Annotated in this window: 9 protein-coding genes; 2 read left to right on the forward strand and 7 right to left on the reverse strand. The window is 63.8% G+C overall.

What is annotated here, in order from left to right:
- Nucleotides 1-53 precede the first annotated feature (53 nt).
- From nrfC to nrfA, 3 genes are read right to left on the reverse strand one after another with little or no spacing between them, the layout of a single operon-like run.
- Nucleotides 54-728 carry a cytochrome c nitrite reductase Fe-S protein gene (gene nrfC, locus AB5Y81_RS20430; protein ID WP_017780081.1) on the reverse strand — a complete coding sequence of 225 codons (675 nt, stop codon included), beginning with the start codon at nt 726-728 and terminating at the stop codon, nt 54-56.
- Nucleotides 725-1318 carry a cytochrome c nitrite reductase pentaheme subunit gene (gene nrfB / locus AB5Y81_RS20435; protein ID WP_017780082.1) on the reverse strand — a complete coding sequence of 198 codons (594 nt, stop codon included), beginning with the start codon at nt 1316-1318 and terminating at the stop codon, nt 725-727. The genes nrfC and nrfB overlap by 4 nt, the downstream gene beginning before the upstream one ends.
- Before the next feature lie 51 nt (nt 1319-1369).
- The gene (gene nrfA / locus AB5Y81_RS20440) at nt 1370-2815 is read right to left on the reverse strand and encodes an ammonia-forming nitrite reductase cytochrome c552 subunit (protein ID WP_219325839.1); all 1446 of its coding nucleotides are present in this window, start codon (nt 2813-2815) and stop codon (nt 1370-1372) included.
- A gap of 720 nt (nt 2816-3535) precedes the next feature.
- Between nrfA and AB5Y81_RS20445 the strand changes: the two genes are divergently transcribed.
- Complete coding sequence (locus AB5Y81_RS20445; RefSeq protein WP_368146795.1) at nt 3536-14203, forward strand: retention module-containing protein; 10668 nt, start codon at nt 3536-3538, stop codon at nt 14201-14203.
- Between the two features lie 111 nt (nt 14204-14314).
- Here the strand turns inward: AB5Y81_RS20445 and glpC are convergent, their stop codons facing one another.
- The 4 genes from glpC to AB5Y81_RS20465 all read right to left on the reverse strand — a co-directional run bounded on the left by glpC (nt 14315) and on the right by AB5Y81_RS20465 (nt 19173).
- Complete coding sequence (gene glpC / locus AB5Y81_RS20450) at nt 14315-15517, reverse strand: anaerobic glycerol-3-phosphate dehydrogenase subunit GlpC (RefSeq protein ID WP_368146797.1); 1203 nt, start codon at nt 15515-15517, stop codon at nt 14315-14317.
- 51 nt (nt 15518-15568) lie between these two features.
- A complete protein-coding gene (gene glpB / locus AB5Y81_RS20455) occupies nt 15569-16849 on the reverse strand; it encodes a glycerol-3-phosphate dehydrogenase subunit GlpB (RefSeq protein ID WP_279484414.1) in 1281 nt (426 codons plus the stop codon).
- Complete coding sequence (glpA, locus tag AB5Y81_RS20460; protein ID WP_279484413.1) at nt 16839-18518, reverse strand: anaerobic glycerol-3-phosphate dehydrogenase subunit A; 1680 nt, start codon at nt 18516-18518, stop codon at nt 16839-16841. The genes glpB and glpA overlap by 11 nt, the downstream gene beginning before the upstream one ends.
- 187 nt (nt 18519-18705) lie before the next feature.
- Nucleotides 18706-19173 (reverse strand): YchJ family protein, encoded by a 468-nt coding sequence (locus AB5Y81_RS20465; RefSeq protein ID WP_368146800.1) that lies wholly within the window; start codon nt 19171-19173, stop codon nt 18706-18708.
- Nucleotides 19174-19292: 119 nt separating this feature from the next.
- On the opposite strand from AB5Y81_RS20465, the gene AB5Y81_RS20470 reads away from it, so the two are divergent.
- Nucleotides 19293-20960, forward strand: coding sequence for a methyl-accepting chemotaxis protein (locus AB5Y81_RS20470; protein ID WP_005300314.1), 1668 nt, complete (start codon nt 19293-19295; stop codon nt 20958-20960).
- The last annotated feature ends 47 nt before the right edge of the window (nt 20961-21007 follow it).

Raw genomic sequence — 21007 nt, forward strand, 5'->3', positions numbered from 1 at the left:
CGATGGGGCAAATCCCCACACCAGCGAGGGGAAGTGAAACGCCTCTTGCATGGTCATGACTTTATCTCCCCTTTGGGCACGCGGTACATCTTGGGCGAAGTGCCGAGTGCCTGCTTGTAGCGATAGGTGGTCTCCTTCACCAGCCGTTTGGCGATGGGACTGTCCGGGTCATCCAGATTGCCGAACACCAGCGCCTTGGTGGGGCAGGACTCCACGCAGGCCGGCTCCTTGCCCGCCGCCAGGTTGGTCTTGCGGCAAAAGTCGCACTTGTCGGCAACCTTGGTCACAGGGTTGATAAAGCGCACCTGATAGGGGCAGGCGGCCAGACAGTACATGCAGCCAACGCAGAGATCCGGGTTGACGTCGACGATGCCATCCTCCTTGCGGATATGGGAGGCACCGGTCGGGCAGACGTGCACGCAGGGGGCGTTGTCGCAGTGCTGGCAGGACTTGCGAAAGAAGTGGTACTCGGCATCGGGAAATTCACCGATGGGGCCGGAGCGGATGATCTCGAGGCGCGAGACCCCCTCTGGCACCTGATTCACCTCCCGGCAGGCATCCATGCAGGCGGTACAGCCGATGCAGGCCGTCTCGTCGTGGATCATGCCAAAGCGGACCCCGTCGATGGTCTGGCTGTGGGCGAGGGTGGTGGCACGAGCAGCCCCCGTCATCATGATGAGGGCCCCCGCGCTCATCCCCGCCATGAAGTGACGGCGAGAGCAGCTCATTGTGCCTCCTTGCCCGAGGTGGTGTTCGCCTTGGCCGCCTTGACGGCCTCATGCTGCTTGCTGTGGCAGTCGACGCAGAGCTTGATGCGGGACTTCTCCGGAATTGCCACCATGGGCTCCTTGGCCGGGTGCAGCTGGTGGCAGCTGGTGCAGGTGAGCTTGGTGGCGTGCACGTCGTGGGCCCAGAGCGCCTCGCGCAGCGGTTTGGGCTCGTGACAGCTCATGCAGACCCCGTTCTGCTCGGCGATGGGGTAGCTCTCGGTGCTCTGTTTGTTGTTGAAGCTGTCGCTAAAGCGCATCACGTCCTTGACCCCTTCCCTGTGTTTGGGGGAGGGCTGACCATGGCAGTTGGTGCAGGTGACCGGCGCCAGGTTGTTGGGGTTGGTCGCCTGGCCATGCTTGCCGTGCATGCCGTATGCCTGCTCCTTGTGGCAGTCGGTACAGGCCTTGTCGGCACTGCGCAGAAATTCCACTTCATGTGTAGTCGGTGCCGGGGCGGTTGCCGCATCGGCGGCCTGGCCCTGCAGGCTGGTCAGCAGCATGGCTGCCATCAGCATCAGTCGTAAGAAATCCATCGTTAAATCACCCATAGGAAGCCTCCTTCCGGCGGCAGGCCCGACACTACGGGCCCGCCTGCCTCGTCATTGTGCGAGCCGTCCGGCCGCTTTGGCCTCGGCATCCCAGGCGGGGACTGTGGTCTTGAGGAACTGGGCCTTGTCGCTGTTCATCTGCTTCATGTCCATGCCAAGAGCGGCCTGGGCCTTCTCCTTGCTGGAGATGTCAGGAATGGCGATCTCCTGGCTGAGCCCCTTGGCGGCCAGCAGGCGTGCCAGCTTGGTGCGGGCATCGGCGGCCTTGTCCAGGGCGGTCCCCAGCATGCGCAGCGCCACTTCCGGGGCGTGCATCTGCACCCCGTGGGAGGCGATGGAGAAGTCCCAGCGCCACTGGGCGTGACGGATGTCCTGCAGGATGTCCTTCATTTCGGCTTCGGTGGCGCCGGCATCCCAGGCGGCCTTGGCTTCAAAGTGGGCGTGCACCAGCTGCTTCTCGACTCTGAGCTTGAGATCGTGAATGGCATCCTTGCGCTGCTTGACCACCCCTTGCAGCATCTCCTTGCTCTGGGTGTGGCAGTTTCGGCAGGTCTGGTCGAAGCGATCGAAGGGGTTGCCCACCTTGTGATCGGTGTAGACCTTGCCCTGTTCGTTCTGCACCTTGGGCATGTGGCAGTCGACGCAGGCGACGTTGTTCTGGCCGTGAATGCCGGCGCGCCAGGTCTCGTACTCGGGGTGCTGGGCTTTGAGCATGGGGGTCTTGGAGAGGGCATGGGTCCAGTCGGCGAAGCCTATCTCGTCGTAGTACTGCTCCATCTGCTCCACTGTGGTGCCCTTGTCCCAGGGGAATTTCACCGCCTTGGTAGGGCCGGTGAAGTAGTACTCCACGTGGCACTGGCCACACACCTGGGACTGCTGATCGAAGCGCCCCTGCTCCTTGAACGGCTTGCCGATGGCGGTCATGGCCCGGTCGGCATAGGGACGGGAGAGGTGCAGGGCGGGTTTGCCCTCCTTGAACTCTTTCGAGGCGGTGTCGTGGCAGTCGGCGCAGCCGATGGTGTTGACGATCTCGGGTCCGCCTTTTGCCCACATCCCCTTGAAGTAGCCATCCTCACCCTTCTCGTCGATGACGCGGGCCACGTCCGGGCCTTTGCAGCTCCAGCAGGCCATGGGCAGCGGACCGTCTTCGGCGCTCTTGGGGGCGCCGGTGCGCAGGGTTTCCCGCACGTCGGTCAGCGCATAGAAGTGACCGCGCGGCTTGTTGTAATCCTTGGCGAAGGCGTAGCCGGCCCAGAGCACTACCATGTTGGGGTCCTCGGCCAGGGCATCGGTGCGCTCGCGGCTCTCGCCGGTGGCCTTCCAGCTGCTGAACTGATCGGCGTGATCCTTGGCGAACAGCTCGCTGCGCGCCTCTACCTTGCCCTTGGGCTGAGCTTCGTCGGCCGCCTGTGCCCAGCCGCTGGTGCCAAGGCAGGTGGTAAGCAGCAGGGCGGCGAGGCCCAGCCTGGTCTGTCTGTTGTGTGAACTCACGATCATCACTCCCAAATCGATCTCATTGCCAAGCCTGACCGTTCCATCCTGGAGCTGGGCGTCAGCCCCCGCGCAAGGCAGGAGCAGGCAGGCCGATTAATTGTTATTAGTGAATAAAACCCATGTATTTATGCGATTGCTCGAGCTGGATATTACCAAATGGGTAAAACGAATGATGATTTATCGGGAGCGGGATTGCGCTAGATCAATTGGCGGAGCAGGCAACAAGCGGAAATGAGATCCCGGTTAAATTATGAGGAAACTCAACTTATTGCACCATTGTTAACGCCGCTGCCTGGCGACAGTGGGCACAGTTGCCCGCCAGCCCCCGTCCGGCAAGGGGACGCCCTCCACGCGGCCGGTTTTCTATCTATTTGGGGATAATAAAATCCATGTGAATAAATATGCTGTATGAGCGGCGCGGAAGAGGGCGTCAAGGTTCCCGTTGGCAGTCCGATTCAATCAGGGGGAGTGGGGGAAGATGCGTCAGCCTTTGCCATACTGGATCCGGCAGGAGAGAGGCAGATCCTGCCTGGCGGTCTTCAATTGGGATCTTGTTTCGGTATTGAAACGTTTTACATGAAAAAATGCGGATGGATCCGCTACGTGAGCGCATTTTCTATCGAAATTATGGGGAGATCCGCAAGTAACATGCTTATAAAATAATCGCTCAAAATTTGACTCGAATTGGCATCCGGGGCCCGCTCACTATTTGCTGGAGGTTGTATGGCAGAGCTGCGTATCGAAAAACCCACCGTCATGACCCAATTGGAGGGAACCGTCTTCGTCATTCATGACGATGGCACAGTAGTACGCGCCAGGGCCGGCGTCTTGTTGCAACCGGGCGACCGGATCCTCAGTGGTGAAGGCAGCTACCAGCTGACCGACGCCATCGAGCTCTCCCATCAGGAGGAGGGGGCGGCTGGTGGGGCTGCGGCGCCCACCGCGCAGCCCGCCGATCCGGCAGCAGCGGCTGACAGCGAGCTGGCCGCCCTGCAGGCGGCGATCCGCGCAGGCACCGACCCCACTGCCCAGTTCGAGGCGAGCGCCGCCGGCAACCCGGCGGCGGGCGGTACCATCGGCGGCGTGGCCGGCTCCAGTTCGGGGGGCTTCGTGGTGGTCGATCGCACCAATGACGCCACCCTGGCCGAGGCCGGCTTCGATACGGATCACGCCGATATGCCGCGGGTCGACGAGCCGCTGCTGGAGGGGGAGCGGGATCTGTTTGCCGCCATCACCATCACCGAGCCGCAGACCGACGACAACATCATCAATGCCGACGAGGCGACCGGCGTCATCATCCGCGGCACCGTGGAGGATGTGGAGGTTGGCCAGCCGGTTACCGTCACCCTGCTGGATCAGGATGGCAACCGGCTCACCGTCACTACTGTGGTGCTGCCCGGCCTGGTCTGGGAGGCCAACTTTGGCGACCTTACCGGCAAGCTGGTGGATGGCCCCCTCATCATTCAGGCCGATACCCAGGATGCCGCCGGCAACCGCGCCAGCGATCTGGGCCAGACCCTGCTCGACACCATCACCACCATCACCCTGGATCTGGCCGATGAGAGCGACACCGGCGCCAGCCAGACCGATGACCTGACCCGCGACAATACCCCGCTGCTGCAGGGCAAGGGGGAGCCCGGCGCCACCGTCACTCTGTCCCTTGGCGGCAAGGTGCTCGCCACTCTCACCGTCGATGGCAACGGCAACTGGCAATATCAGCTGCCCGATGCGCTGGCTGACGGAGCTCATGATTTTCGGGTCGATTCGGTGGATATCGCCGGCAACCGGGCCAGCGATACCCTCACCATCGAGGTCGATACCCAGGCCACCATCGATATCGATGATCTCGACGCCGCCACCCTCTTTGGCAACAACAATGCCACCCTGAGCGGCACCACCGCCAACGTGGAAACAGGCCAGAGCGTGACCATCACCCTGGTTGGCAGCAACGGGCAGGCGCTGCTCACAACCTCCGCACTGGTGGGGGCCGATGGCCGCTGGCAGGTATCAGATCTTGATCTCTCTGGTGTCACGCAATCTTTTGAGGTGCGCGCCAGCGTCACCGATCTGGCGGGCAATTCGGCCTTGGACGGCGCGCCGCTGATCGGCCAGAGCGAGACGCTCACGCTCTCCGAAGCCGGACTGGCCGATGGGCCGGTCACGGCGACCGGCAGCCTCAATACCGGTGCCGGCATCGATGGCAACCTGCAGGTCACCTTCGCCGCCGACCAGAGTGCTTTCGAGGGGTTGGGACTCACCAGTCAGGGTGTAGCACTGGATTATGTCTGGGGTGGCCAGACCCTGACCGCCAGCGCCGCTGGCGCCACCGTCTTTAGCCTGACCCTTGGCAATGACGGCAGCTATCGCATCGTCTGGCACCAGAGTCTGGATCACACTCGGGTTGATGCCCTGCGTCTGCCGTTCAACCTTGAATACCGCGATGGCGACGGTGATCTGGTCAAAGCGCCGCTGGTGATCACTCTGCTGGACAGCAACCCGCCGGGCTTCGAGATCCCGGCCATTACCCTCACCGAGGATGACTTTACCAACGGCGCAGCCGTGGTCGGGGAGAGCCGTTTCGTGGTTGGCCACACCGCCGATCCCCTGCTGGCCGACTCGCTGGTGTTCAGCAACCAGAATGACACCCTGGCCAGTCTCAACAGTGCAGGCCTTGCCAGCGATGGTCATCCGCTTGCCTTCGAATTTGCCGATGATCGTACCCTGCTGGGTTACTACCCGGGCAGCAATGGTCAGCGGGTTGAAGTACTGCGTGCCCAACTGCTGGCCGACCAGCAGGGGAGCGATGTGGGCGGCCGGGTGGTGGTCACCCTCACAGGTCCGCTCGATCATCAGAGCAGCGACAGCCTCTCGCTGGGGTTGCAGGTGAGCGCCAGCGAGATTGATGGTGACACCACCAGTGCCAACCTGACCCTGACCATAGACGACGGCCGCGATCCTTCGCTCGGTCTGGACAAGGGGGTCTCGCTGCAAGAGGGGGGCCAGCAGAGCATCGATGGTCAGCTGCCGGTGACGGTAGGCAGCGATCGCCTGGTCTCTCTCAGCTTTGAGGCGAGCCAGCCGGCCCTGGCGGGCCTCACCAGCGGTGGCAAGCCGACCAGCTATCAGGTGAACGGCAACCTCATCACCCTGCTGGACGCAGACGGCCAGCGCATTCTGACCGTCACCCTGGATCTCGATGGCAAGTACCATCTTGAACTCGACGGCGTGCTGGATCAGCCGGTGGCCACCGACAGCGTCAATCTGGGGCTGCAGGTGGTGGGCCGCGACTTTGACGGCGATCGGAGCAATCTCGGCACCCTCAACATCACCATCACCGACGGCGCCTTGCCGCAGGTTGACCCTGTCTCCCTGACCCTCACCGAGGACAGCGACTGGCAGCAAGGTCAGACCCTTGGCGGCGAGCTTGCCATCACGGCGGGCAGCGACCCGCTGGTGAGCATCGCGTTTGATGCCAATCAGCCGGGCCTGCAGGGGCTCAGCTCGGGCCAGCAGAGCGTGACGGTGACGGTGGCCGATCACCTCATTGAGGGGCGTACTCCCGATGGCCAGCTGGTCTTTACCCTGACTCTGGGGAACGACGGCAAGTACAGCTTTACCCTCCATCAGCCGCTGGATCAGGGCAGTGCGGATGCACTGCTGACGGCGGGGCTGACCCTGACCGACAGCGACGGTGACAAGGTGGCCACAACCATCAGGGTGGCGGTAGGCAATGGTGCTAATCCGACCATCTCCGCCGCCACCGGCACCGCCGTCACCGAGATGGCGCAAGGGGAGGCGGCAGCGGTCAGCACCATGAGTTTCGTGGTGACCCACGGCAGTGATGCACTCGATCCTGCCTCCCTCGGTTTTGACATTGCCACCATCCAGCGCACCCTGACCGGGCTCACCAGCCAGGGTAGTCCGGTAAGCTTCTCCCTCGCGGCCGATGGCCAGCTGGTGGGCATCACGGCGGATGGACGCGAGATCCTGCGCGCCGAGTTGAGCCTGGTCGAGCAAAGCGGCAACTGGAGCGTGAGCGCCAGGGTCACCCTCGCGGGTGAGCTGGATCATCTGGGGAGCGATGCCCTCTCGCTGCCGCTGGCGGTGACACTGGCCGACCAGGATGGCGACGAGATCGGCACCACGCTGCCGCTCACCATTCACGATGGCCGCGCCCCCACCTTTGTGGCAGGCAGCGGCGTCACCCTGAATGAAGGGGAGCTCACCGGCAACAACAACCTGAGCCAGACCGGCCATTTCGATGTGCAGGCAGGGTCGGATCGGGTGGTCGAAGTGGCCTTTGCCGATGCCGGCCAGCAGCCGGCGCTCACCGCGCTCGGTCAGCCGGTGCAATATCAGCTGGTGGATGGGGATCCGAAGATCCCGGGCAGCCAGCTGCTCAAGGGCTTCGTGATGGTGGATGGCCAGCGGGTCGAGGTGTTTGAGGTGCGGCTGGTCGGCACGCTGGATCAGGCGGACAAGAACGGCTTTGACTATCAGGTGACCCTCTATCAGGGGCTCCATCAGGGCGCCAACGCCGTGACCGAGCTGCCCATCAAGGTGATCGTCAACGACTACGACAAGGCGGGCGGCAACAATGACAGCACCAGTGGCACCCTCACCATCCGGATTGGCGAGGGGGAGAAACCGACGCTGACGCTGACCGGCGTGACTCTCGGTGAAGGGCGCTTCGATGGCGCCGCCAATAACCAGAGTGCGGACGATCAGCAGGCCACCGGCAAGATCACCATCACCGCCGACTCCGACCCCGTGGTCGATGTGCGTCTGACCTTGGTGGGCCAGGTAGTGGATGCCAATGGCAACCCCATCACCCATAATGGCGAAGCCTTGACCTGGCAGCCGGTGGGCAGCGATGGCCACAGCTTCCAGGCTGTCACGGCCGGCGGACTGGTGGTGATGACGGTGACCCTGGTGCAGGTGCCGGCGACTATCGGCGCTCACACCACTGCGACCCTCGACTATCAGGTGACGGTGCATACCAACCTGGATCACGGCGCCGATGACCAGCTTGAGCTGACACTGCCGGTGCAGGTCACCGACAGCGACGGCAGCCAGAGCCAGGGGTCTGCCACCATCAGAGTGACGGACGGCGTGGATCCCCTCATCTCGGCCATCGACGCGGTCGCGGTGAAGGAGTCTGCCCTCGATGGTTCCGCCAGCCAGCATCCGGGCACCACGCCGGCGGATCAGGGCGAGGTGGCCAGCGGCAAGGTGACCATCAGCGCTGGCTCGGATCGGGTCGCCTCCCTCGAGCTTGACGTGGCGGCCTTCAATCAGGCAAACCACCTCACCTCGGGTGGCAAGGAGGTAACCCTGGCGGCCCACAGCCCGGGCTGGTATCTGGCCACGGCAGAGGGTGGCAAACCGGTCTTCTGGGTTCACCTCGACGTCACCGGCAGCTACAGCGTCTATCTGGTGGGTCAGTTCGATCACGGCGTGCAGGGTAAAGATGATCTTGCCATCGAGGTGCCGCTCTTTGTCACCGATCACGATGGCGATCGCAGCCCCAATGTCAGCGTGACCGTGACGGTAGAGGATGACATGCCCATCGGTACCGTGCTGGCGCATACCCTGAACGAGGGGAGTTCCCCCGTCAGCGGCGACCTGCTGCCGGCCGCCAACGAAGGCGCCGATGGTGCCCGGGTCGAGTCGATCACCATCAACGGCCAGACCTATGCCGTCAATGACACCCTCACTCAGGAGGTGATGAGCCCGGATGGCAAGCAGGTGATGGGCTCTCTCACCATTTCGGCCGATGGCAGCTACCGTTTCACCCCGGCGGCCGGGTTTGATCACGACAATGCACAGCTGAGCCAGGTCATCACCGCCCATCTGGTGGATGGCGACGGTGACAGGGCCGACAGCACCCTGACCCTTCATCTGCAGGATGAGCCGGTGAGCTTCACCGTCACTGCGGCCCTGGGCAACGAAGATCAGGGAGCGCAGGATCCGAGCGCCGGTATCCCCATCCAGATGCAGCTCGACATCGGCGATTTCGACCGGGGCGAGCATGTGGAGCAGCTCTTTGTTCAGGCGCCCGCCAATGCCCACGGCAGCTTCTATTACAACGGAGTGGCGCTCACCACCACGGCCGATGGCAAGTGGTTTATCGTGCCGCCCGAGGCCATGGTCACCAGCGATAACGTGCACTACAGCGCCCAGGGAGTGACCTTTGTGCCGGCGGCCGACTGGTCCAGCTGGAGCAACCAGGGCCAGCCGCTCCACTTCCAGGTGCAGTTGCAGGTGGGGGTGACCGAGGGGGATGCCCCTGCGCCGGTCACCGGCGATCTCGCCATCACGGTACGCGGCGTGGCCGACAAGCCGCTGTGGGATACCGGCCATACCAGCCAGCACTACGACACCCATGAAGACAGCAGCGGCATCAGGCTCAATGTGCAGGCGGGGCTCACCGATACGGATGGCTCAGAGACCCTGAGCTACCAGATCCGGTGGGAGGCAGGTCAGGGCACCCTGATGCTCAACGGGGCCGAGCTCAAGCCAAACGCCAGCGGCCTCTACAGCGTCTCGGCCGGCAACATCAACAAGGTGAGCGTGGTCCCTGCCAAGGATTTCAGCGGCGACATCAAGCTCTCCATCACCCCGGTCAGTACCGAGAAGGCGCCGGTCGCCAGCGGCCAGAACAAGGCGTTTGGGGATGCCATCGAGCTGGTGATCAATGTCAATCCGCTGGCGGATGATGCCAAGCTGACCGTGCGCGACATTCAGGGCAAGGAGGACACCCTGATCGATCTGGGCAGCAAGATTGGCCTGGCCCACCTGGGGGACACCACAGATGGCTCCGAGCAGCTGTTCGTGCGCATCGGTGGCCTGCCTGCCGGGGCGACCCTGCTGCTTGGCGGGGTGGCGGTCACCCTGGATGCCAACGGCTACTACGAGGTGCCCTTCGATCGCATCAATGACCTCAAGCTGCTGCCGCCAAAAAACAGCAACGTCGACTTCGATCTGACCATCAAGGGGGTAGTGAAGGACACGGCCACCCTGACCGATGCCAATGGCCAGCCCCACATCGTGGTGAACGAGAAAGAGACCGGCTCCCAGACCATTCATGTGGATCTGGTGGGGGTGGTGGACGAGCCCCATTTAGACCTCAATACCTCCGGCTGGAGCCAGGATGGCAACGGCTACACCATCACCATCCAGGAGGATGGTCGGGCACCGCTGGACTTCAAGCTCACCTCCGGGGAGTGGACCGACACCCCGCTGGATCACTCGGAAACCTTGAACCTGGTGCTGGAAGGGCTGCCGGCAGGGGCCAAGGTGTTCGACGGCAATGGCAAGGAGCTGACCCTCACCTTCGCCGGGCTAGACGGCAAGGGCAACCCCCTCTATCAGGTGGATGTGTCGAGCCTTGGCAACCTGCAGATCCAGCCGCCGGCCAACAGCACCGCCGATCTGCACCTCATCGGTCATGTTGTGGTGACCGAGAACGACGGCGACAGCAAGAGTTTCGAGGTGCCGCTCACCATCAAGGTGGAGCCGGCCATCGACGCCACCGACTACACCAAGACCAGCCATGGCCTGGAGGATCAGTTCATCGTCCTCGACTGGCAGCCTGACCTGACCGACGGCGCCGAGCAGGTGACGCACCTCGGCCTCTCCGGTATCGAGCCTGGGTATGAAGTCTGGATCCGTGCGGGCGGGGTCGAGACCCAGCTGACCGTGAGCGGCGGCGCCGTGGAGTTGAGCGATGCCGAGCTGCAGAGCCTGCTCGGCGGCGGCCAGTTGCTGGTGAAAGGGCCCGAAGACAGCGACAAGGACACCACCCTCCATAGCCATGTCACGGTGACGCAGGTGGACGTGGACTCCAGCGCCACCGCCCAGAAGGTGATCGAGGGCACTCTGCATCTGGATATCCAGGCGGTGGTGGAGCCCGATGGTAATCTGGTGCAGACCGGCCAGCTGGAGAGCCCGGACGGGCACGATATCCCGCTGGACGGCGTCTTCGTGTTCGAGGATCTGGACCCCAGCAGCGTCGAGACCATCGATTATCTGGTGATCAGCGACCTGCCGCCGGGCTTCGTGGTGGTGGGCGGGATCAACGACGGTCAGGGCAACTGGACCATCCCCCACGACGCCTTCGGCAGCTATGCCCTGCGCTCGCCGGATGGCTTTACCGGTACCGTCACCTTCAAGGTCAGCGCCAGGGTGATCGACCTTGGTGACAACAACGAGGGGGATGTGAGCGCACCGGCCTATCGGGAGATCACCGCCAGCGCCGACTTTAATGGCGCGACCCACTCGGGCCAGGTGGCCGCCGACGTCGATTTCGACAACAGTGCCCCCATCACCGGGGTGGAGGATCAGAGCGTCAATTTCGGCAGTCAGCTCAAGCAGATGGTGACCCTGGGTACGGCAGACAGCGGTGACGACGAGCTCAGCATCGTCATCACAGGTCTGCCCCCGGGCGTCAACGTGCAGGGGCTCACCTTCGACTTCGTCAACGGCGAGTACCTGATCAAGTTGCCGGGTGGCCTTGATGATCTCGACCGGCTCACCCTGACCTTGCCTGAGGATTACGCCGGCGACGGCCTGCACTTCAACGTGCGTCTGGTCAACACCGACACCGTCAGCGGTGACTCCAGGATGGTAGAGAAAGAGATCACCCTCTCCATCACCCCGGAGGTGGACATCAATGGCGGGGCGGATGGCCTGCCCGAGCTGCAACTGAAAGTGAAGGATATGAACGGCGCCGGCCAGCCGGACAACCAGGAAGACACCGAGATCCACCTCGATCTGTCGGTGAAACTGGCCGATATCAGCCCCTCGGTCGCCAACGGCGGTCTGGAAACGGTGGAGCGGGTGGTTGTGACCGTGGATCCCCAATATGGTCACTTCCTCGACAAGCACGGCCAGCCGGTCTCTACCCTCACGGTGAACGACCCGGCGGATCTCAAGGATCTGGTGTTTGTGCCCAAAGAGCACTTCAGCGGTCAGGTGCCGCTCGACGTGACGGTGGATATTCTCGACACCGCCACCACGGGTACGGATCGCGGCAGCTGGAGTGGGCAGGTCGGCTTTGAGGTGCGACCGGTCAACGATCCGGCCGTGCTCACGCTGCACGATGTGGCGGGCGACGAGGATGGCGCCATCAGCCTGGCGGGCCTCGGGGCTGCCCTCATCGACACCGATGGCTCCGAGCAGATAGTGGCGCTGCAGATCAAGGGGGTACCGGATGGTTTCACTCTTTCGGCTCCGGCAGTCAACAATGGGGGCGGCGTCTGGCAGGTACCGGTAGGCACCGATTTTGCCAAGCTGACCCTGATCCCGCCGGCTGATTTCAGCGGCACCGTGGATCTCACCCTGAGCGCCTTTACCCTCGACCAGGGGTTGACCTTGCCGCTCGAAACCAGCGGTAGCTTCACCGTGACCGTCAATCCGGTGGGGGATGCGCTCATCAGCGATCTGGTGCCCACCGCCAGCGGGGTGGAGGGCGACAGGATCCTGCTCAATCTGGGGCTGGAGACCCGCGATACCCAGGCCACCGGCGGCAGTGCGAGCAATGTGCATGAAAATGGCGCCGAGCAGGTGCGGGTGACCATCCGCAACGTGCCGGAGGGGGCCGCCATCGCCCTGCCGGACGGGGTGGCCGGTGAGGCCATCAGACTGCCGAACGGCGACTGGCAGGTGACCACGATGGGCGGCAACCTGGCAAATCTGCTGTTGGTGACCAACGACGTCAATGGCACCCTGAGCCTCGAGGTGATCGCCCAGAGCCTGGACAACGGCGCGCTGGGACCAGAGGTGAATGGCAGCATCGATGTCACCATAGCGGCGGTCAACGATGCGCCCGAGAACATTTTGCCCACGACGCCGCTGGTGGCCGAAGAGGATGTGCCCTATCGCATTGACGGTCTGCAGGTCAAAGACGTGGATGCGGGCAACAGCACCATAGAGGTACGCCTCTCGGTGGAGCACGGCACCCTCACCCTGGCGGATGGCAGCGGCGTGACCCTGACCGGCAACGGTACGGGAACCCTGGTGCTGAGCGGGTCGCTCGATGCCATCAATGCATTGCTGGCGGGCGGCGTGACCTATCTGGGCGAGCAGGACTTCAACGGCCAGGATCGGCTCACCATGGTGACCGATGATCGCGGCAACACCGGCAGCGGCGGCCCCTTGAGCGACACCGACGTAGTGCCCATCGAGGTGCTGGCGGTCAACGATGCGCCGGTCAATCAGCTGCCGGGCAGCATGACGGTGAAAGAGGATGGCTCTCTGTCGCTATCCGGCATCAGCGTGAAGGATGTGGATGCCGGCAGTGCGCCCATGGCCATGGTACTGAGGGTCGAGCACGGGGTGTTGACCCTGCTGGGGGCGGCGGGCGCGGTCTCGGTACAGGGAGCGGGCAGCAACGAGATGACCCTGGTGGGGTCGCTTGCCGATCTCAACCAGCTGCTGGCCGGCAACCTGCACTATGAACCGGCCAGGGATTTCTGGGGCGAGGACAACCTCACCATCACCACCTCGGATCAGGGCAACAGCGGTGCGGGCGGGCCCTTGAGCGACACCGATCAAGTGATCATCACGGTGACGGCCGAACCGGATCTGCCGAGCCTGACGGTGGGGCCCCACGAGATCCATGCCCTGCAGGGGGCCATGGTGCCTCTCAATCTGACCGCCAGCGTGGTTAACCCGGCACCGGGCGAGCTGTCGCTGCGCATCAGCGGTCTGGCGGGGGCCCAGGTGCTGGATGAGCAGGGGCAGCAGGTCGGCCATGCCGATAGCAACGGTGACTGGCTCATTCCGGGTGGCCACTCGCTGCCGCTCTATCTGGACGGCCTGACGGCGGGAGACCATGTGCTGGGACTGAGCGCAGAGTCGAGTCTGGGGGGCACCACCATCAGCTCCCCCCTCGATACCGTGACCATCCATACCCAGGCTGGTCATACGCTGACGGGGTCGGATCAGGGGGATTGGCTATTTGGCAGCGCGGGGGATGATCGCCTGCTGGGCGGCAAGGGCGATGACATCCTGACCGGCGGCGCCGGCAGCGATCTCTTCGTCTGGCAGCAGGGGGATGCGGGGAGTGCAGGCCAGCCCGCCATCGACACCATCACCGATTTCAGCCCGCAGGCGGGTGACAGGATCGATCTGGCGGACCTGCTCAAGGGGGTGACCGACAGCAGCGTGGACGGCCTGCTGGGCCATCTGCAGGCGTCGGTGACCAGCGCGAGCAACGGCCTGAGCGATGTGAACCTCTCGGTGTCGCCGGCGGGGGATGGTCAGGTGACCCAGCAGATCACCCTGAAAGGGGTGGACTTGAGCAGCTGGCAGCTTGGCGGTACCTCGTCCCACGACATCCTGCAGAGCATGCTGGATCAGCACAGCCTGATCGTCCAGCACCCTTGATGGGGCGGATGTGAATAAAAAGAGCCGGCGCTTGCCGGCTCTTTTTCCATTTGATGTTTGCTTGTCGGCTTTTTTGCCGAGCGGGCCGTCTGGCCGGGCGTGGCAAGGGGATCAAGCCAGAGCCTGGGCCAGCAGGTGGATGGGGTGCTCGCAGGGGAACGCCGTGCTCATCTCGATCTGCCATTTGCAGGTTTCGCAGTCGGTGATGACCAGATCGGGCTTGAGCCGGTTTATCTGATCAAACAGCCCCTCGCCGATGGCCTGGCTGGTCTGGTAGTTCTCCGACTTGAAGCCGTAGGTACCGGCGATGCCGCAGCACTGGGACTCCAGCACCGTCACCTTGACGCCGGGGATGGCGCGCAGCAGCTCGAGGGTATAGATGACGCCCCCCATCTTCTCCATGTGGCAGGGGGTGTGGTAGGCGATGTGCAGATTGAGCGGTTTCATCGCCGGCTTGTTGCCCTGGTAGAACTCGTTCCACAGGAAGCGGGTCACCAGCGAGATGCGATCGCGCACCTTGTGGTTGTCCTGCTCCAGCAGGTGGGGGTATTCGTCGCGCAGGGTGAAGCCGCAGGTGGAGGAGGTGGCCAGTAGCGGCATCTCGTTGCCGAGCAGGGTGTTCTCCAGCTGCTTGATGTTGAAGGCCGCCTGCTGCTTGGCCTTGTCCATGAAGCCGTTGGCAATCAGCGGCACGCCGCAGCACTTCTCCCGCTCCAGCAGCTGGACGCCGATGTTCATGGCGTTGAGCACCTGTACCAGCTCCTTGCCAAGCTGCGGGTGGTTGTAGTTGACGTAGCAGCCGTGGAAGTAGGCGATTTGACGCGCAAAGCGGGCCTGACTCGCTTTCTGCTTCTTGTACCAGCCGCGGAAAGTGCCCTGGGAGTACTTGGGCAGGTCGCGGTGGGAGGAGACCCCCAGCGCCTTGTCCAGCACCAGCTTCATCGGCTTGAGGCCTGTGGTGAAGTTTACCACCGGGGCCATCAGGGTGGACATGCTGCCCATCAGATCGGTGTGGGAGAGCACGAACTCGCGGATCCCCGGCTTGAAGCCGCTGTACTGGTGTTTGGCCTTGGCGATGATGTCGCCGATGCGCACCCCGCTCGGGCAGGCCACTTCGCAGCGCTTGCAGTTGGTGCAGTACTTGAGGGCGCTGTCAAAGAGCTCCGGGCTCTTGATGCGCAGCCGCTCCCCATCCGGGCCCGCCTGCTTGGGACCCGGGTAGGCCGGGTTGGCCTTGGCCACCGGGCAGTAGGCGGTACAGACGGTGCATTTGATGCACTGATCGAAGGTTTGGTTGGCATGATCCAGTAGCATGTCAGTTCTCCTCCCGTTGGGTGTGAAGGCACGGGATATGGGTCGAAATCATCATTGGGCTGAACTCAAAATATGACCGGCAGCCTGCCAGCCGGTGGCAACCGCGACACCTGAGCCTGACCCTTCTTTTATGGGGTCATAGTGCGCCAGTACACTGCCGGCGCCGTAGAGGTTGACGAGCGGTTTGCCGCCACGCAGCACCCTGAGTTTGTCGTCGGTCTTGACCCCGAAGCCCATGAAGGGGTGGTGGTCGAACAGGCGGCGGCCGGCCCAGGCATCGCGCTCGGGCAGGCTCAGCACGTCGGCGTTGAAGATGGGCTCGCGAATGCCGCGCAGGCGCGACTCCAGCCCGCGGCTGAAGAAGCTGCCGGAGGCGAGTACAAAGTTATCCGCTTCAAAGAGTTGATCGTCGCCATTCTGGCTGTGCACGCCGATGACCCGGTCACCGTCATAGCGGGCTCCCAGCACCCGCTCGCTGGTGAGGAAGGTGCCGCCAAGGGCCATGAAGCGGCGCTTGAGGGCCTCCTGCATCCGCATGCCGATAAGCGACGGCGGCATGGTGGCCACCTCCTTGATGATGCAGCCGGTACGCTGCTCCAGCTCCGTCAGGCGCGGGCCGACCAGCCCCAGTGACAGGCAGGCGGGCAGCACTAGGTGGCGGCATCGCGGCTCGCCGCTCTCCTGCACCATGCGGCTGATCTCGCGGGCCAGATCCGTCAGCAGGTCATGCTGGCCATTGCCCTGCTTGTCGAACAGGCGGGCGATGTCGGCGGAGCGAAACTCGTGGGGATTGCGGCTGAACTCGGCCAGCTGGGGCAGGCGGAGCTCCCCGGTCAGGATGCGGCAGTGGGCGAAGCGGGTGTGGGTCGCCAGGTTGGCGGCCGCGAGCTCGGGGTGAAAGTCGCGAAATCCCTCCAGGGTGGCCAGCAGGATGGCGTCGGGGGCCGGCGCATCGGTCACACAGGCGCAGGTGTCGGGGGAGAGCCAGGTGGCTTTGAGGGTGCCGATGGGGGTCAGCCGCTGGTGGTTGTGCTCCTGGCGAAACAGCGGCAAGCCCTGCGCGGCGCAGTGGCGCTGCAGATCATCGAGGCTGGCCGCGATATGGGCCAGTCCCACCTTGCTGTAGGGGTGTTCGGGGTTGGCGGCCATGAAGGCGGGCAGGGCGGTGCGGGGATCTCCCTCGCTCTCCAGCAGATCCACCGAGCCGGAGGAGAAGTGCAGGGCGCTCTGGCCGGAGGCCATCAGCAGGGTCTTCTGGCCGGCCTCGGCCAGACGCAGGGCCGCGGAGAGGCCTGCCATGCCGCCGCCGATAACGATGCTGTCAAATTTCATGGCTGCGCTCCTTGGTGGGATTGGCGGTGCTGGCATCGAGCGGGAAGGCGGGCTCGGCTACCAGGTGGGGGGCCGTCCACTCGCCAAGGCCGAACAGCCCCTCGTAGATCCAGTAGGTAAATTCGGCTTCGCGCAGGGCATCGCCCCACAGCACCGGCCGGGTGCCCTTGTAGCGCTCCTCTAGGAACTGGCGCAGCATGACGCAAGCCTGGCGGCCGTCGGCCTTGCCGTACTCCTGCATCAGGCCGGCGGCGCGATAGGCGCACAGCTCCCCCTGACAGGGGCCCATGCCGAGGCGAGTACGGCGGCGCAGATCCACCAGGTTGTCCACGTCGAGCTCGCGCAGGGCGTATTCGATTTCACCCGCGGTCACCATCTCGCACTCGCAGATGAGGGCGTTGGCCTTGGGATTGTCGCGGAAAAAGGCGATGACCCGCTCGCCGTGACGGTACTGGGCCGAGCCTTCGGCCGGCACCGAGAGACCGGGGGCGGAAACCTTCTCCGGATCCCGCGAGCCGGGCAGGCTCAGTTCGGCGGTGCGGCAGGGCTTGCTGTTGCCCAGCTTCTTGGCCAGCAGATCGGTGGCCCATTCGGCCATCAGCCGGTAGGTCATCAGCTTGCCGCCGGTGATGGTGTTGAAGCCCTGCAGGCCGTCCCGTTCGGCGTGATCCAGCAGCACTATGCCGCGGCTGATGTTGCGGCCGGACTCGTCGCCATCCACCGCCACCAGCGGGCGAACCCCGGCATAGGCGCGCAGCAGACGGGTGCGGGCCATGATGGGGGCGAGCTTGATCCCCTCGCGCAGCAGCACCTCCACCTCTTCGGGCTCGACGGTGAGCTGGTCAATCTTGTGGTAATCGATGCGACTCGAGGTGGTGCCGATGAGGGAGATGGTATCGCCCGGCACCAGGATGTCCGCGTCCGCCGGTTTGCGGGCGCGGTTGAGCACCAGCTGGTTGATGCGGTAATCCATGATGAGCAGGGAGCCCTTGGCCGGGAACATGCGGATGCCGAGATCGGCGTACTCGCAGATCTGCTGGCCCCAGATACCGGCGGCGTTGATCACCTCCTGGCACTCCACCTCGAACGCTTCGCCGGTGCGGGTGTTGATGGCCTTGACCCCGTGCACTCTGTCCTGGGTGCGCAAGAGCCCAAGCACCTTGCTGTGGGTGAAGATGCGGGCGCCGTGCTCCTTGGCATCCAGCACGTTGGCGGCAGCCAGGCGGAACGGATCGACCGTGCCGTCCGGCACCTGGATGGCACCGATCAGCGCCGGGTTGACGTTGGGTTCGAGGCGCAGCGCATCGGCGGGATCCAGCTGGCGGGCGTCGATGCCCGCCAGGGCGCAGGCGTCCATGAAGGTAGTTTGAAAATGGATGTCATCTTCCGGCAGGGTGATGAAGAGGCCGCCGGTGTCCTCGACGCAGTGGCTGGCGATCCGCTTGAGGATGCGGTTCTCCTGAATGCACTCGCGGGCGGACTCCTGATCCGTCACCGCGTAGCGGGCGCCGGAGTGAAGCAGGCCATGGTTGCGGCCGGTGGTGCCGGCGGCGATGTCGTCCCGCTCAAGCAGGATGCAGTCGATGCCGCGCAGTGCGCAATCGCGCATGATGCCGGCTCCGGTGGCGCCACCCCCTATGATGACGACTTGTGTGGTTATTCTTTTCATTCTTGCCCGTCTCATCTCTTCCAGATGGTGCCAGTGTGGCCTGTCTCTGGGCAGAAATGTTTGATATGGGCCAAGTTAATGTTCGCAAACGCTCATTGGTAGGGGTGTTAATGAGCAAATCGTGATTGTTGTCACACTCTCATAACAGCAGAGGGGGCCACCGGGGCCCCCTCTGTCGACATGGCACTCAGCCGCAGCACTTTTTGAACTTCTTGCCGCTGCCACAGGGACAGGGGTCGTTGCGCCCCACCCGCAGCGGTGCCGGATCCTGCTCGCCATCGGTGTAGACCCAGAGCCCCTGATGGCGCACGAAGCGGGAGCGCTCATGGAGGCAGTGGCGCTCTTCACCTTCCATGAACCAGGCCTTGAACTCCACCATGCCAAGGGTGTCAGCGGGGCCGCCCTGGCTGGTGATGATCTCGAGCCCATCCCATTGGGTGTCGGTCCGGGAGAGCTGCTCCGCAGTCAGATCCCCTAGATAGTCAGGGTGCCAGCTGTGAACCAGATACTCCCCCAGTCCCAGCACGAAGGCGCTGTAGCGCGAGCGCATCAGCTGCTCCGGGGTCTGGGGGGCGGCCCCCTGGTGCAGTGATCCACAGCACAATTCGAGAGAAAGAGTTGAACCGCAAGGACATTTGTTCATGTGTCTGGCCATCTGAGTCGATAGAGATAGAGGGCGGGGATTGTAGCGAAAGCGGGTCCCCGTCGACCAGCATCCTATACTGGTCTGGTAGGAACGGAACACTCATAAAAACAGCTGCAAGGATGTAAAAGATGACGCTAAAGCAGAAAATCCTGTTGTTGGGAGCCGTCCCCGTGCTCCTGATGGCCCTGGTGGTCAATCTCAGCAACTACATGATTGCAAAGAGTGATCTGGAAGCCGATCTGGTGGTGGCGCGGGAGAATGCGATCAAGGATCGCAAGGAACTGCTCAGCAGCTATCTGATGCTGGCCAAGACGGCCATCGATGCCGTCTACAGCCAGCCGGACAGCCCGGCGGTGCGCAAGCAGGTGATCGAGATGCTGCGTCCACTGCGCTACAGCAGCGACGGCTACTTCTTCGTCTACGACTTTCAGGGCACGGCGATACTCTTGCCGCCCCGTCCCGAGATGGAGGGCAAGAACCGCTGGCAGGACAAGGATGCCAAGGGCAAGCTGCTGATCCAGGAGATCGTCAAGGCGGCGCGCCAGGGGGATGGTTTCTCCGAATACTGGACCGCCAAGCCCTCCATCGGTCGGGACGCCCCCAAGCTCTCCTTCAACCTGGTACTCGACAAGTACCAGTGGATCATCGGCACCGGTTTTTATATCGACGACATCGACAACGAGCTGGCGGCGCTGCGCACCGTACGCGAGAGCAACATGCGTGACTCGCTGCAGAGCAGCGTGCTGCTGATCCTGGTCATTCTGGGGGTGACCCTGGCCGCCACCGTGGTGATCGGCAACCGGGTTACCCGGCCGCTGGCGGACGCGGTATCGGCCCTCAACGACATCGCCGACGGGGAGGGGGATCTGACCCAGCGCCTCAAGGTACAGAGCCACGACGAGATCGGCCAGCTGGCCACCGCCTTCAATCGTTTCGTGGCACGGATCCAGTCGGTGGTGAGCCAGGTGGGGGAGACCAGCAACCACCTGTTCAGCGCGGTGGAGAAGCTGCACCACCTGAGCGAGCACTATGACCATCAGATGCACGGCCACAGCCGGGAGACGGATCAGGTGGTCACCGCGGTGACCGAGATGAGCTCCACCGCCCAGGAAGTGGCGGCCAGCGCCTCCAACGCCGCCACCGCCACCAGCGATGCGGCGCGCGAATCCGACGCGGCCCGCGGCGTGGTGGGCACAGCCATCAACAGCATCAACCGGCTGGTGGGCGAGGTGCACACCGCCTCCGGCGTCATCGAGCAGCTGGCGCAGGAGACCGCCAAGATAGGATCCGTGGTGGAGGTCATTCGCGGCATTGCCGAGCAGACCAACCTGCTGGCGCTCAACGCGGCCATCGAGGCGGCCCGGGCCGGCGAGCAGGGACGCGGCTTCGCGGTGGTGGCGGATGAAGTCCGTTCGCTGGCCGGTCGCACCCAGCAGAGCACCAAGGAGATCAACGAGATGCTGCAGCGTCTGCAGGGCGGGGTGAAACAGGCGGTTGACGTGATGCAGGCCAGCGAGGATCGCAGCCAGGAGACGGTGCAGGAAGCGAGCCACATCGCCACCTCCCTCGACAGCATGGTGATGGCGGTCAGCACCATCAACGACATGAACATCCAGATCGCCACCGCCGCCGAGGAGCAGCATGCTGTCTCCGAGGAGATCAACAAGAACCTGGTGGCCATTCAGCAGATCGTCAGCGAGCTGACTGACGCGGCGGTCGAGTCCAACAGCACCACCCGCGATCTCGCCAGCACCGGGGACAAGCTGCGCAAGCTGGTCTCCCAGTTCCGCTACTGATGGGGTGACAAGAGGGGATATCCCTCACAAGATGCGGCCTGGCCCCC

The organism is Aeromonas sp. s2 (assembly GCF_040907935.1).
Taxonomy (GTDB): Bacteria; Pseudomonadota; Gammaproteobacteria; order Enterobacterales; family Aeromonadaceae; genus Aeromonas; species Aeromonas dhakensis.

Excerpts from the sequence above, each read along its gene's own strand:
- glpB (WP_279484414.1), bottom strand. The coding sequence starts at position 16,849 with ATGAAATTTGACAGCATCGTTATCGGCGGCGGCATGGCAGGCCTCTCC.
- glpA (WP_279484413.1), bottom strand. The coding sequence starts at position 18,518 with ATGAAAAGAATAACCACACAAGTCGTCATCATAGGGGGTGGCGCCACC.
- nrfC (WP_017780081.1), bottom strand. The coding sequence starts at position 728 with ATGAGCTGCTCTCGCCGTCACTTCATGGCGGGGATGAGCGCGGGGGCC.
- glpC (WP_368146797.1), bottom strand. The coding sequence starts at position 15,517 with ATGCTACTGGATCATGCCAACCAAACCTTCGATCAGTGCATCAAATGC.
- nrfB (WP_017780082.1), bottom strand. The coding sequence starts at position 1,318 with ATGGGTGATTTAACGATGGATTTCTTACGACTGATGCTGATGGCAGCC.
- nrfA (WP_219325839.1), bottom strand. The coding sequence starts at position 2,815 with ATGATCGTGAGTTCACACAACAGACAGACCAGGCTGGGCCTCGCCGCC.
- AB5Y81_RS20465 (WP_368146800.1), bottom strand. The coding sequence starts at position 19,173 with ATGGCCAGACACATGAACAAATGTCCTTGCGGTTCAACTCTTTCTCTC.
- AB5Y81_RS20445 (WP_368146795.1), top strand. The coding sequence starts at position 3,536 with ATGGCAGAGCTGCGTATCGAAAAACCCACCGTCATGACCCAATTGGAG.
- AB5Y81_RS20470 (WP_005300314.1), top strand. The coding sequence starts at position 19,293 with ATGACGCTAAAGCAGAAAATCCTGTTGTTGGGAGCCGTCCCCGTGCTC.